10 protein-coding genes and 1 pseudogene are annotated in these 13,388 nt (G+C 69.4%); 5 read left to right on the top strand and 6 right to left on the bottom strand.

Annotated elements, in window-relative coordinates:
* Positions 1-120: 120 nt before the first annotated feature.
* Positions 121-1,047, bottom strand: a complete 927-nt coding sequence (mshD, locus tag AB5J49_RS22210) for a mycothiol synthase (RefSeq protein WP_369170372.1) — start codon at positions 1,045-1,047, stop codon at positions 121-123.
* Between the two features lie 155 nt (positions 1,048-1,202).
* Between mshD and AB5J49_RS22205 the strand changes: the two genes are divergently transcribed.
* The 5 genes and pseudogenes from AB5J49_RS22205 to AB5J49_RS22185 all read left to right on the top strand — a co-directional run.
* Positions 1,203-3,020 carry a bifunctional UDP-sugar hydrolase/5'-nucleotidase gene (locus AB5J49_RS22205; protein WP_369170371.1) on the top strand — a complete coding sequence of 606 codons (1,818 nt, stop codon included), beginning with the start codon at positions 1,203-1,205 and terminating at the stop codon, positions 3,018-3,020.
* A 272-nt stretch (positions 3,021-3,292) separates the two neighbouring features.
* Positions 3,293-4,585, top strand: coding sequence for a P-loop NTPase fold protein (locus tag AB5J49_RS22200; RefSeq protein WP_369170370.1), 1,293 nt, complete (start codon positions 3,293-3,295; stop codon positions 4,583-4,585).
* A complete protein-coding gene (locus AB5J49_RS22195) occupies positions 4,575-6,389 on the top strand; it encodes an Hsp70 family protein (protein WP_369170369.1) in 1,815 nt (604 codons plus the stop codon). Before AB5J49_RS22200 ends, AB5J49_RS22195 begins: the two co-directional genes overlap by 11 nt.
* Positions 6,390-6,455: 66 nt before the next feature.
* The gene (locus AB5J49_RS22190; protein WP_369170368.1) at positions 6,456-7,682 is read left to right on the top strand and encodes a DUF2993 domain-containing protein; all 1,227 of its coding nucleotides are present in this window, start codon (positions 6,456-6,458) and stop codon (positions 7,680-7,682) included.
* 47 nt (positions 7,683-7,729) lie between these two features.
* A pseudogene (locus tag AB5J49_RS22185) lies at positions 7,730-8,090 on the top strand (ATP-binding cassette domain-containing protein); the annotation flags it as partial.
* 126 nt (positions 8,091-8,216) lie between these two features.
* Here the strand turns inward: AB5J49_RS22185 and AB5J49_RS22180 are convergent.
* The 5 genes from AB5J49_RS22180 to AB5J49_RS22160 form a co-directional block, all read right to left on the bottom strand.
* Positions 8,217-8,903, bottom strand: coding sequence for a carbonic anhydrase (locus tag AB5J49_RS22180; RefSeq protein WP_369175217.1), 687 nt, complete (start codon positions 8,901-8,903; stop codon positions 8,217-8,219).
* Positions 8,904-9,133: 230 nt separating this feature from the next.
* Positions 9,134-9,361: an alpha/beta hydrolase gene (locus AB5J49_RS22175; RefSeq protein WP_369170367.1), complete on the bottom strand. Its 228-nt coding sequence runs from the start codon at positions 9,359-9,361 to the stop codon at positions 9,134-9,136.
* Positions 9,362-9,649: 288 nt separating this feature from the next.
* Positions 9,650-11,722 (bottom strand): pectinesterase family protein, encoded by a 2,073-nt coding sequence (locus tag AB5J49_RS22170; RefSeq protein WP_369170366.1) that lies wholly within the window; start codon positions 11,720-11,722, stop codon positions 9,650-9,652.
* A 100-nt stretch (positions 11,723-11,822) separates the two neighbouring features.
* Positions 11,823-12,245, bottom strand: coding sequence for a hypothetical protein (locus tag AB5J49_RS22165; RefSeq protein ID WP_369170365.1), 423 nt, complete (start codon positions 12,243-12,245; stop codon positions 11,823-11,825).
* Positions 12,246-12,347: 102 nt separating this feature from the next.
* Positions 12,348-13,211, bottom strand: a complete 864-nt coding sequence (locus AB5J49_RS22160) for a hypothetical protein (RefSeq protein ID WP_369170364.1) — start codon at positions 13,209-13,211, stop codon at positions 12,348-12,350.
* Positions 13,212-13,388 lie beyond the last annotated feature (177 nt).

Below are 13,388 nucleotides of genomic sequence, written 5' to 3'. Positions count from 1 at the left end.
TTCCACCACCCTTTCACTAATTGAGTAGTGAAAGGGTGGTGCAAAAGAAGGGGCGGCGTCAAGGGTGCCGCCCCTTACAGGAGTTATGTGCGGTTTGCCGTCACGTCTCGGCCCGGTACATCACGTCTCCGCCCGGTACATGAGGTCCGTCTCGTACGTCACGAACCCCAGCCGCTCGTACACCGACACCGCCGCCTTGTTGTCGGCGTCGACGTAGAGCATCGCCGTGGGCAGCCCCTGTGCGGCCAGATGCCGCAGCCCGATCGTCGTCAGGGCCTTGCCCAGCCCGCCGCCCTGCGCTCCCGGTCGCACACCGAGGACGTACACCTCGCCCAGCCGTTCCTCCGCGTGGACCTTCGTCCAGTGGAAGCCGACGAGTTCGCCCGCCTGCTCCGCCAGGAAGAACCCCGCCGGGTCGAACCACGGCTCGGCCTTGCGGTCGTCGAGGTCGCGCTGGGTGAGGGAGCCCTGCTCGGGGTGGTGGGCGAAGGCGGCGGCGTTCACGGCGAGCCAGGCCGCGTCGTCCTGGCCGGGCACGAAGGTGCGGACCGTCACGCCCTCGGGGAGCACCGGGTCCGGCAGCTTCAGGTCCGCCAACGAGCGGCGCATCTGGCGCAGTTCGCGGAACAGGGTGAGGCCGAGGACCTGGGAGAGATGCCGGGCGGCGGCGTGGCCGCCGTGGGCCCACACCCGCAGCCGCTTGCCGGACGCGCCGAGGAGGGCCGAGCCGAGCGCGCGGCCGTGACCGTGGCCGCGGTGCGAGGGGTGGACGACCAGCTCGGCGGCCGGGGCCTCCACGGGGTCGGTGTCCTCCAGCTGGGCGTAGCCGACGAGTTCGCCGGCGACGGTCAGCAGCAGATGCGACACGCCTTCGCGCGGACCACCACGCAGTTGCAGTCGGCCCTGCTCGGACACCGCCTGCTGCCCGTCGTTCCGGGCGGCCTCCGCGAGCAGTTCGAGCACGGCCTCGGTCTGCTCCGGGGGGAGCGCGGAGTGGGTCTCGATGGAACGGGTCGGAAGGGGGTGTGCGGTGTCGTCGCTGGTCATGCGTACGAGGGTAAGGGGAGCGTCCGGCAATGTGGCGGCAAAGAGGCGGGCAAAGGGAAACCAGAAAGTAACCATGAACCCCCTGTCGCGCTACGCGCGTTGACTCTAGGCTGCGCCCGACGGGGCCATGTCACTTTCGAGCCACAGGGGGGCATATGCCAGCCGAGTCACAGGCGCACCAGCGCCGCAGACGCCGTACTCACCTTCTCCTCGCCGGGGCCGCCGGTCTCGCCACCGCCGGTGCGCTGGCCGCGGCGCTCCCCGCGACGGCGACGGCGGAGGAGAGCTCCGCCAAGCACGGGGGCCCTTACGGCTTCAACCGCTACCAGGACGTGCAGCTGCTGTCCTTCAACGACCTGCACGGCAACCTGGAGCCGCCGGCCGGTTCCTCCGGTCGGGTCACCGAGCTCCAGGCGGACGGCACGACGAAGACCATCGACGCGGGCGGCGTGGAGTACCTCGCCACGCACCTGCGCCAGGCCCGCGAGGGCAACAAGTACTCCATCACCGCGGCCGGCGGCGACATGGTCGGCGCCTCCCCGCTGATCTCGGGCCTCTTCCACGACGAGCCCACCATCGAGGCGCTGAACAAGCTCGACCTGGACGTCACCTCGGTCGGCAACCACGAGTTCGACGAGGGTGCCAAGGAGCTGGCCCGCCTGCAGAACGGCGGCTGCCACCCGACGGCCGGCTGCTACACGGACACGGAGTTCGAGGGCGCCGACTTCCCGTACCTCGCCGCGAACGTCCTCGACGAGAAGACCGGCAAGCCGATCCTCAAGCCCTACTGGGTGTGGAAGAAGAAGGACGTCAAGGTCGGCTTCATCGGCGTGACCCTGGAGGACACCCCGGGTGTCGTCTCCGCGGACGGCGTGAAGGGCCTGAAGTTCAAGGACGAGGTCGAGACGATCAACAAGTACGCCAAGGTGCTCCAGCGCCAGGGCGTGAAGTCGATCGTCGCGCTGATCCACGAGGGCGGGGCGCCGGCGTCGGCGTCGTACAACTACGACTGTGACGCGCCAGGCGCGGGCGACGGCATCTCCGGCCCGATCGTCGACATCGCCAAGAACATCACGCCGCAGGTCGACGCGCTGGTCACCGGCCACACGCACGCCGCGTACGTCTGCACGATCGACGACCCGGCGGGCAGGCCCCGCATGGTGACGTCGGCCGCGTCCTTCGGCCGCCTCTACACCGACACGACGCTGACGTACGACCGCTTCACCGGCGACATCGCCCGTACGTCCGTGAAGTCGGCGAACCACGTGGTCACCCGGACCGTCGCCAAGGCGCCCGACATGACCGAGCTGATCAGCGAGTGGAACACCCTCGCGGCGCCCATCGGCAACCGCGCGATCGGCTACATCTCCGCCGACATCCCCAGCACCGGCACCGAGTCCCCGATGGGCGACCTGATCGCGGACGCGCAGCTGGCGCACGGCAAGGAGCTGGACCCGGAGACGGACCTGGCGCTGATGAACCCGGGCGGCGTCCGGGCACCGCTGACCTACGCGGCCAAGGGCAGCGAGGGCGACGGTGTGGTGACGTACGCCGAGGGCTTCACCGTGCAGCCGTTCTCCAACACCGTGAACCTCCAGGACTTCACCGGCGCGCAGCTGATCCAGGTGCTCAAGGAGCAGGTGAGCGGGACGAACGCGGCGTCGCCGAAGATCCTCCAGGTGTCGTCGGGTCTGACGTACACGCTGGACCTGACGAAGTCGGGTGCGGAGCGGGTGGTGACCGACTCGGTCAGGCTGAACGGCGAGGCGATCAACCCGACGGCCACCTACCGCGTCGCCACGAACAGCTTCCTCGCGGGCGGCGGCGACGGCATCCCGACGCTGGGTCAGGGCACGAACGACCTGGTCGGCTCGGACGACCTGGCGGCGCTGGAGAAGTACCTGACGGCCAACTCCTCGGCCACGAACCCGATCGCGCCGCCGGCGGCGAAGCGGATCACGGTCGTGAGCTAAGCAGTACGCGCGCGTCAAGCGCGGGCAGGCGGGGTCGGTACGCACGGTCGACCGGATCGATGCGTACCGACCCCTTGCTGATCTCCGGCCGCGTTGGTGCAATCGCAGCTCCCTCCTCCTACGGAACGCGTATCCCGGCCTGGTCACCGGGCTGTTTCGGCCGAAACACCGGCACCGACAGGCCTGTTCGGGGGCACCATGAGTGACCCGCCGACAGCGCTTGGTCAGGGCGACCCGAGGCTGAACGGCGGCTTGGGGGAGGGGGGAAACACATGCTGCTGCCCGACAACCCGATTTCGGGACCGGACGGAGATCGTTTCGGATTCAGCACCCATGCCAAGGTGCTCTGCGACGCGATCGCGACCGCGGAGGGCCTGCCGTTGACCATCGGGGTCTTCGGGCCCTGGGGGATGGGCAAGTCGAGTTTCATGAAGGTCTGCGAGGGCCTGCTGAAAGCCCGCGACATCCGGACCGTCTGGTTCAATCCCTGGAAGTACGACCAGAAGGACGAGATCTGGCACGCGCTCATCCAGACCGTACTCACCGAGATCGCCCAGGACCTCGACAACCGACGGAAGTCCGGTGAGGAGACGCCACAGGAGCGGCTCGGCGCAGCCCTGGAGACGGTGAAGCGGCTGAGCCAGGCAGCGGCCTGGCTGCTCGCGCGCAGGACGGCGGGCCCCCTCACGGCGGGTTTCCTGGGCCCCGGGGACGTCGACGCCGTCCAGAGCGCGCTCACCGCACCGGGCGTGGAGACATATCTGCACGTCAACCGCTTTGAACAGGACTTCAAGGACGTCGTCAACGCATACTCCGACGGCGGTCGGCTCGTCCTGTTCATCGACGACCTGGACCGCTGCCACGAGGACGCGGCGATCACCGTGCTCGACTCCCTGAAACTCTTCATGGGAGAGGGCTCCTGTGTCTTCGTCCTCGCCATGGACTATCAGGTCGTCGCGGACGCGGCGGCCAAACGGTTCGACAGCGAACGTACGGACGGCGCGCGCGGCCGTCAGTACCTGGAGAAGCTGATCCACTTTCCGTTCCACCTGCCCGTGATCCCGTTCGAGTCACTGCAGCTGCACCTTCACGACGAGGTCACGGACCCGGCGCTGACGGGCTCACGCGAGCTCTGGGAGCTCATCGAGGTCGCCTTCACGGCCAACCCGCGACGTGTGCGCCGCTTCGTCAACGGCCTGAACCACACGGCCCTGACGCTGCACGAGCACAACGACCCGCCCGGGCGGGAGCGGCTGCTGCACGCGGGCACCCTCCTCGCGTTCCAGATCATGCACCCCGACTTCTACTCCGCCCTGCAGCGCGATCCCGGCGTCTGGGCGCGGTTCGACGAGGCCGAGTTCGCCAAGACCGAACTCGGTGGGCAGGACGCGGAGCTCGCCAGAAGGAACCCCGGGGTACGGCGGCTGATCGCGGCGGTGTCGTCGCGGCGCACGGGCTTCGACTTCCCCCCGCCGCCGACGGCCACCGTGATCAGACTGCTGACCGAGGTGTTGACGGTCGCCGGCGGATCGGCCGGGGCCGAGGGGGTGGCCCGTGGCGCGTGACACCGAATCCGACATCGGGTACGCGGTCGGCCTGGACCTCGGAGACGGGGAGAGTTCCCTGTGCTGGTTGCCGACGCACGGGCGGAGCAAAGCGCGGGTCTACACCAGGGGAACCGACGGCGCCGCCATCGTGACGGCCCTGGGGCGCGAGCGCCTGGACCAGGGCGGATACCGGTACGTCATCGGCGAAGCGGCCGTGATGGCGCAGAACGTCCTGCACTTCAGCGTGAACTTCAAGTCCCGGCCGGACCCGCAGGACCTGGCCGTCCCGGAAGCCGTCCAGTTCGCCCAGATCCTCCTCACCGAGTTCCTGTCCCGGCACCCCGAGGTCAGGGGGAACTGCGTGGTGTACGTCGGTCACCCCACGGGCTGGGACGACGTATCGGTGGCGACGTACGCCAGGCACTTTTCGTCGATGAACGTTCCCGTGCGGCTCGTGGCGGAGTCCCAGTCGGCGCTCGTGCACGTCAGGGACCGAAGAGGCGGGCGGCGGGAGGAACGCCGGCTCGACCGGGTCCTGGTCGTCGACATCGGCTCCTCCACGACCGACTTCACGTTCGTCGAGGACCTGATCCCCAGGAACCTTCTGGTGGGCTCGGATCTGGGCTGTGCCGTGATCGACCGGGAGCTCGCCAGGATGGTGCGGGAGGCGTTCGCGGGGGACGAAAAGTTCACCACGGCTCTTGGCCGGGACGACTCGGGGGAGGAGATGCTGCTGCTCGCGTGCCGCCGGGCGAAGGAAGCGCAGTTCACCGGGACGGATGTCCGCCTCCAGGATCTCCAGGTCGGCTGTGACCCCCGGTTCACCCCCTTCCTGGGCCCCTCTTTGGGCTGGCTCAGGGGCGTGGACATTCCAGGGCGCGTCGTGCGTGGGCCGGGCGGCTGGGCCGAGGGCTTCGCGGACGTGCTGACGGAGGTGCGGGGCCTGCTCGGCGCGACGGAGCCCGAGCTGGTGGTGATCACCGGAGGCGGATCGCGTATGCCTGTCGCACGCCGGCTGTGTCTCGACGCGTTCCCGGAGGCCACCGTCGAGAGCGACACCGACCCTTCCCAGTCCGTGACCCGGGGGCTCGCCAGCGTCGGACGGCACCGAGTCAACGTGGCACGGTTCCGGCACGACATCCATGAGCTCAAGGACCGGCCGGAGTTCGAGGAGAAGATCCGCGCCGGCCTGCTCGACGCGTTCGACCAGGCGAGGAACACCCTCCTGACCCGCCTGCTGGAAAGGGCCGACGACGACAACGCCGATGCCGAGGACGAACAGGACATCGACGCGTTCATCCGCCGGCTCACCGGGATGGACCAGGTGCTCGCTCGCCTGCGCGTACGCCTCAATGCCGAACTCACCCCCATGGCCCTGGAAATCTGCCGCAGATACGACATCAGGGCCGACCAGTTCATGCTGGAGCTCGTTCTGCCCGGGGTCATCGGCACCGCCATCAGCGCGCGGATCCGTCCCATGTGGCGCACGTTGCGTGGTGCCCAGTCCGTGCTCGAGACGATCGCAAGCATGGGGGGTCTCGGCCTTTATGCGATGAGGTTTGCGATGCAGAGCTCGAAGCGTCTCGCGCACCTGGGCGCGCTGGGAGCCGTCGCCGGAGGCGTGCTGGCTCTCCCGAAGGCGACGGAGATGGCCGCCCGCAAGCTCATCCGTACGACACTGGAGAACGCGCAGCTCGATCCCGCCGAGGTGAGCAGCGTGGTCACCCACGTGGCCGAGCAGATCACCGAGCAGATGGACCGCCGTGCCGAGGAGGTCGAGCGCTTCGTCTCCGACAGACCCGGCCCTGAGGCCGGGCTGTAGTGACGTGAGTCGCAGACTCCCGGTACAGGTTGCGGGTGGGGGGCATGCGCATGATCGGATGGATCGATGCGTACCCCCCACCGCATAACCACGCATCCCTATACGAACCCCTACGAGGAGCTCGCCGGCCTGGACGACGGTCCGCTGGACGAGTTCCTCCACGAGGACGTACGGGACGAGCAGACCGAGCAGGACGAGGCGGCGGCCCAGGACGATCCCTGGGCCCCGCCCAACCACCGCCGCAACGGCCGGCGCCGCCGGCGAGGCCGCTTCGCGGGGCTTCCCCTCGCGCTGAAGGCGGTGGTCGCCCTCGTCGTCCTCGCCGCCTTCCTCACCCTCGGCGACCGCTGGGCCCTGCTGTACGCCGAGCGCAGAGCAGCGGACACCCTCAAGGACCGCTTCGACCTGGCCGCGGCGCCCGAGGTGGAGATCGGCGGCTTCCCCTTCCTCACCCAACTCGCCGACGAGCGGCTGGACTCGGTGAAGGTGACGGTCCCCGACGTGGCCGCCGACCGGATCTCGCTCGCGCAGGTGACGGCGACGGCACGGGACGTACGGCTGGACACCGACGGCCCGACGGCGGTGCGCGGCGCCGAAGTCCCGAGGCTGGAGGGCGACGTACTCCTCTCCTTCGCGGACCTCAACCGCGAACTCGGCGCCTCCCAGGTCACGTTCACGGGCCAGGGCCGTGACCGGGTCGCGGCGCGCGGCACCCTTCCGGTCGCCGGACACGACCTGCGCCTGCGCGCCGAGGCCCGCATCCTGCGCGACGGAGACCACGGCATCGCGACGCACATCGGCGGAATGCGCCTGGACATCGGGGACCTGGCCACGTACCGCCCCGGCGCCCGCGCCACGGACGGCCTGCACCTGAGCCGCGACTCGGCGGCCCGCCTCGCCCGCGAAACCAGCAAGGCGAAGGCGCTCCTGTCGATCCCGTCGGTCGTACGACGCCTGGGAGTGCCCGACTCGGTCGTCCGCGAGGCCCTGCGCAACGAGTCCAAGCTCACCGACCTGACCGGCACCCCGCGCTTCCTCCACCAGGCCATGCGCCTGAACCTCATCGACCTCGCCCTCGACCACCCCGCCCTGCTCAAGCGCCTGGGCTTCGACCCCGCCCTCCTCGACGCCCTGCCCCGCCTCACCCGCCCGGTCCTCGCCGACCAGCTCTCCCTGGGCTTCCGGCTGCCCGAGCCGCCGAGCGGGCAGCTGCGGCTGCGGGATGTGCGGGTGGAGGAGGACGGGATCAGGGTGCGGTTGGAGGGGGCGGGGCTGGCGGTCGGGCGCCGGTAATCAATTCTGTGCAAGGCCGCGTTTGGTTCCGGCCCCTGAAAACTCTCATCGAGCGCGCGGCGCGTGCAGCGGCGGCGCAAGACCTCCTCGCCGCGCTCCCCGAGGGATACGACACCCACCTCGCCCCCGGCACGGCGGCCCTCTCCGGCGGCCGGCTGAAGCGGATCACCATCGCCCGCGCGATGCTGCGCGCCGCGCCCGTCCTGATCCTGGACGAACCGACCGCCGGCCTCGACTCGGCGGCCCCGTCGATCGCCGGATGCGGACCGGATGCTGGTCGTGGACGACGGCCGGCTGGTGGAGGCGGGCACGCACGGGGAGCTGGTGGCGCGGGGAGGGACGTATGCGCGGCTGGCGGGGCCGACGGCGGGGGCATTGGCGGAGCAGACGCTCGTTCTCAGGCTTTGATCGCCGTGGCGTGACCAGGGTGGTGGCATGGCGGAGCACACGACCGTCCAGGTGTCCCGGCATGCTCGGCTTCGACTGACGTCGGGCATGCCGGGGCGGGCGGGGTTTTCCCGCCGGTCGCCGTCGTCAGGCGAGGCGGTGGACGCGCTGGGTGTCCAGGTCGTAGCGGGCGCCGACGATGGCCAGTTCGCCGGCGGCCACCTTCGCGGCGAGGTCGGGCTCCGCGGCGAGGCGGGCGCGGACGGCCCGTACGTTGGCGTCGATGGTGGAGCCGACGCGGGCGTCGCCCGTCTTGGAGTGGTCGATGTTCGGGGCTATCTGGTCGGCGATGTACTGGATGTGGGCCGGCAGCCGCTCACCCGACTCGTCCGCCGCGACGGCCGCCTTCACGGCACCGCACGACTGGTGGCCCAGGACCAGGACCAGCGGGATGTCCAGTTCGAGCACGCCGTAGGCGACGCTGCCGAGCACGGCCTCGTCCAGCACCTCGCCGGCGCTGCGCACGGTCATCAGGTCACCGAGGCCCTGGTCGAAGACCAGCTCCGGCGGCACCCGGGAGTCGATGCAGCCGAGCACGAGGGCGAACGGGTGCTGAGCCGTCGTCAGACTCTGCCGCACGGCGGGCGACTCGTCGGGGTGCCGCTCACGGAAGGTGCGCCAGCGCTGGTTGCCCGCGGCGAGCTCACGCAGGGCTTCCGCGGCGGTGCTGGGGCGACGACCGGAGCCGCTGGTGCGGGGGGCGGCGGAGGCGGAGCCCGTACCGAGGGCGGCGGTGGCCCCCAGTGCTGCGGTCCCGGTCAGCCCGGCCCGCAGGAGTGCGCGGCGGGCGAGAGAGGGGAGGGCGAACCGCTTGTGAGCAGTGCTGGCCGACGGTGAGCCGGCGGATCTGTCTGAGTTCACGGAGTGGAACGTACGCTCGAAGTTTCAAATAAACGTTCCCCTTGCGGAAACATGGCCGGGCGCGGGGAATTCATGATCGTCCGTTGGTCGGCTCTTGGTGTTCTCCCGCGCCTGCCTTGACCTTCCCGGCCCGAACTCGCCCGTCAGGAACGGCACATGACGTCGCCCGCGGGCAGTCGGCGGCTGGTCGGATAGGCGGTCACCGTGCGGGTGGTGCAGGAGTCGGGGTCGGGATATGTCCCGTGGCCCCTCCCGCCCCGGACCTCCAACAGGCGGGAGCCGCGCAGGGCGCGATGCATGGCCCGCCCTCCGGGCAGAGGGGTTGTGAACTGCTGGCGGTTGACTGCGCACGGGCGTGTTCTGGCGCGCATGAGTGAGTGTCGGGGCTGCGGCAGGTGCGGCCTCCTGGGAGTGAACGAAGGTTCCTTGGTCGAATGTGTGACCTTTGCCGGTGGTGGTCGTTGAGCGTGGTGAGGGCTCGCGAGCAGGCCGGAGGCGGCGAGTGCGGCCTTGTGTGCGGTGCGCATGACCCCCACCCTCGCCGCGCCGACCTGCCCCGCACTTCGGCCGAAAGGCCGGAAACCCGGGGGTCCCCGGCCTCGCGGACCCGGCCGAACGGCCGAGTCACGTCAGTCGACCGCAGGACGCCACCCACCGGCCTAGGAAGCCGAAGGCGTCCAGTCCCCCAGCCAGTCGGCGACCTCCTGGCCACCGGCCTGGCCGTCGGTCAGCTGCGGGCGGTCACTGCTCGCGCTGCCGGCACCCGCGCCGGTGTTCTTGTACTCGGCGAAGCGGTCGTCCTTCCAGGAGAAGCCGCCCATGTCCGACCAGGGCGTGGTCTTGACGGCGGCGCTCAGGGTGCTGTTGCGGACGGTGGTCTGCGGGTCGAGGGTCGCGTCGCCGCCGGCGTGCCAGTTGCGGCCGAGGAAGAAGGAACGGTCGGAGACGTCACCGTTGACCGTGGTGTTGGCGATGAGGATGCCCTTGCGGTTCGCGGGGGTCGACGGGGCGGTGACATAACCCGCCGACGTGCCGTCCCAGCGCTTCTTCAGCGTGATGACGGACTTGTCGATCACCGCGGTCGCGCGCCCGAAGATGAAGTCGACGTTGCCGATGACGTAGGAGTTCGTCATGTAGACGCGGCCCAGCTTGTCCTTGGACGCGGTGTCCACGAGCAGGGTGTCCTGGTCGCCACCGACGATGACGCCGTCGAGGAACACCTTGTCGGCGGCGGTGCGCAGGGCGACGGCCTGGTGGCCGTTCAGGTTCTGGTTCGCCTTCTCGTCGAAGTCGTTGTTGATCGTCAGGTTGCGGGCCTGGAAGTCGTCGGCCTCGACGGCGACGGTGGCGCTGCCGCCGGTGCCGTAGGTGCCGCCGCCCGGCTTGGGCGTGCCGGACGCGTTGTTGTAGACGATCACCGTGTCCTTACGGCTGGCGCCCGTGCCCTGGATGGTGACGTGCGGCTTGTTCGCCGGGACCTTGACCAGCTCGCGGTACGTGCCCGGCTTGACCGCGATCACGACCCGCGAGGCGTTGTTCGCGGGTACGGCGTTCACGGCGGCCTGCACGGTCGTGTACTGTCCGCTGCCGTCCTTGGCGACGGTGAGCGTCGTGGCGGCGGCCTTGGTGCTCGCCGCTGCGGCCGTCGTACCGATGGAACTGCGCGGTCCCGCGCCCGACTTGAGGAGCGACGGCACGTTCGCCGCCGCATCGAGCGTGTACGAGTAGTACGCCTTCGGGTCGAAGGCCGTACCGCCGCTCTCGTTGCGTCCGCTGGTACCGGAGAAGACGCTGCCGCGCTGGACGAGGGTCGCGGTGCCGTCCTTGATGACCGGGTTGTTGATGCCCTGGAAGTACGAGTTCTCGAGCACCATCTTGGTCTTGCCGCGCGAGTAGTTTCCGTACGACGACTTGATGTCGGTGCCCGCCACGTCCTCCAGGAAGTTGTTGTAGAGGTGCGCGTGGGCGGCGTTGTCGGTGGAGGGATTGCGCTGCTCGGTCTCGCGGATCCAGTTGTGGTGGACGGTGATGTCGGTGACGACGTTGTCCGTCCAGCCGATCCCGAAGGCCTTGTTGTCGTTGCTCAGTTTGTTCCAGGACACGGTCACGTTCGTGCTGTCCTTGCGCACGTCGATGAGACCGTCGGCCATGTGCCGCAGATCGTTGTGGTCGATCCACACGTGGTGCGCGCCGTCCATCTGGACGGCGTCGAAGTCGTGGTCCTTGTCGTTCCAGACGCCCTGGTACGCGTCCCGGATGGTCAGGTTCCGGATGATCACGTTGTGCACACCGGAACCGAGGAAGAACCCGCCGCCGACGATGTGCCCGGAGGTCCCGGACCCGACGATGGTCTTGTCCGACTGGACCTTGATCTCCTTGCCCACCGGGTTCATGTTGATGGTCCCGGCGACGACGATGACGTAGGGCTCCGCGGCTGTCGCGTACTTCTCCAGGTCGGCCTGCGTCCTCACCGTCACGATCTGGCCGTCCCGGCCGCCGTAAGTGCCGTTCTGACCAAGGGAGTTGACGGACGCGAAGCCGTCAGCGGTGGCGGTGGCCCAGGTGGGGGCGGCGGCGGTCGCGGCGGACGCCTTCTGCTGGGCGTCCTCGCCGAAGAGGCCGAGGTCCGTGCCGTAGGCCAGAGTGCCGGCGGCGGTCAGGGCGAGGGGGATACCGACCGCCAGCGCGCTCCTGCTTCTGCGGTGCCGGGGCCGGTTGCGGGTTTCAGTCACGGCTGCATCCGTTCAGGTCAAGTGGTGGGGGGCTCACGTCACTTGCCTGTCGAAGCCGCGGAGGGAAAGGTTGCCGTGCTCGGACGTGCTTTTGGGGCGCCTACGAGGACGGCGCCGGAGTCGTGTCGTCGTCCCTTGCCGTGGCGTTGCGGTTCTGCCGGCTGAGGTGGACGGCGTGGAGCAGGGTGCCGACCGCTGCCGCACCGCTCAACAGGGAACCGAAGGCCGCGATCAGCGAGCCGGGGCCGTCGCCTCCGCCGCCACCCGGGTTCACCGCGACGACGGTCTGGGTCACGACGGTGACGGGGGTCGGTTCACCGGGTGCGGTCGGTTCCTCGGTCGCGCCGGGATCACCCGTATACGGCGGCTGCGTGGTGTACCAACTGGTCGACGCGTGCCCGGGGCGAGGAGTCCCACTCGACCCCGAGGTCGCCGCCACGACGAGGAGCGAGACGGCTCCGGCAGTGAACAAGAGACCCAAGGTGATCCACAGGGTGATCTTCGGCGATGAGTTCTTCAACATGGCTCCCCCTCGCCTCAAGCGTAAGGAGAAACGGCCGGGAAGTGGATCACGTTCCCGGCCGCCTTCGGCGAGAAAGTGCGCCAAGTGGCGCCTGGGACACGCCTACTTGGAGCAGGTGCCCGGGTCCAGCTTCTCCTCCACCTTGTCCTCGCGGCCGTCGGGCTGTCCGTTGGGCAGGAGCTTGTCGGAGACGCCGTCGATGTAGTAGCCGTAGGAGTAGATCGTCTTCCAGCTCGCGTCCCGGCCGCGCCAGGTGTGCGTGGTGACGTCGCCGTCACCCTTGTTCCACTCGTAGTCCTCGACGTAGAAGACCGGGTTCACGCGCACCACCCGCTGGTACGGCGTCCAGGTCACGGCGACCTGGGTGCACGGCGGGATGGTCTTCTCGCTGCGGCGCTCGAACTTGGACTCCTTCTCCCAGCCCCACTCGTAGCCGGCGCTGCCGCCCACGCTGCCCGAGAAGATGCTCTTGGCGAGGGAGAGACCGATGGTGCCGCCGACGCTCTTCTTGGCGAACGTCTTGGTGCCGTAGCTGCTGACGAAGGTCTCCTTGTCGTCCTTCGACCCGCGGTTGCCGATCCACGGCGAGGTGCGGACCGTCGCGCCCTTGGTGGACCAGGTGGACGCCTCGGCGTAACCGCACCAGCCGCGGAACAGCTCCCACGGCCCGGCGGGCTTCCACAGCCCGAAGACGTCCCGCAGGTACTCGTCCTGTGTCTTGAACTCGCCGGTGTCGACGTTGTAGGCGCCGTAGACGCCGGTCAGGCTCGTCTCCTGGTTGCAGAGCCGCTCGATCAGCAGGTCGGTGTTCCCGGGGTCCGTACCCCGGATGTTCGACGCGCCGCCCGGCCCGCTGCCCGCCGCCTGGGCGGAACCGGCCCCCGCCAGTACGCCGGATATGGCGAGGGCGGCGGAGGCGATGCTCAGGGCGCTCTTCTTGAGCGTCGATTTGCGAATGAGTCGCATGGGGGTTGGCTCACTCCTGTGTGCTGTGCACAGGTGCCGACTGGTACGTCCGGCACCTGTCTGACAGCCAGGAAGATTTCAGAGAACTCGCGGGTAGGGTCAGGAACAGGTGAGGATGACAGGACATCGACAGCTGGATGGGGGTATCTGTCGGGTTTTTCTCGGCTTTGGTCTGCT

Origin of the sequence: Streptomyces sp. R28, assembly GCF_041052385.1 — a bacterium.
GTDB lineage: Bacteria > Actinomycetota > Actinomycetes > Streptomycetales > Streptomycetaceae > Streptomyces.
This window is presented reverse-complemented; position numbering and strand designations above follow the sequence as displayed.

Bases quoted from the DNA above. Each gene is read 5' to 3' on its own strand.
- mshD (WP_369170372.1), bottom strand. From the start codon at position 1,047: ATGACCAGCGACGACACCGCACACCCCCTTCCGACCCGTTCCATCGAG.
- AB5J49_RS22205 (WP_369170371.1), top strand. From the start codon at position 1,203: ATGCCAGCCGAGTCACAGGCGCACCAGCGCCGCAGACGCCGTACTCAC.
- AB5J49_RS22200 (WP_369170370.1), top strand. From the start codon at position 3,293: ATGCTGCTGCCCGACAACCCGATTTCGGGACCGGACGGAGATCGTTTC.
- AB5J49_RS22190 (WP_369170368.1), top strand. From the start codon at position 6,456: ATGCGTACCCCCCACCGCATAACCACGCATCCCTATACGAACCCCTAC.
- AB5J49_RS22175 (WP_369170367.1), bottom strand. From the start codon at position 9,361: ATGCGCGCCAGAACACGCCCGTGCGCAGTCAACCGCCAGCAGTTCACA.
- AB5J49_RS22165 (WP_369170365.1), bottom strand. From the start codon at position 12,245: ATGTTGAAGAACTCATCGCCGAAGATCACCCTGTGGATCACCTTGGGT.
- AB5J49_RS22160 (WP_369170364.1), bottom strand. From the start codon at position 13,211: ATGCGACTCATTCGCAAATCGACGCTCAAGAAGAGCGCCCTGAGCATC.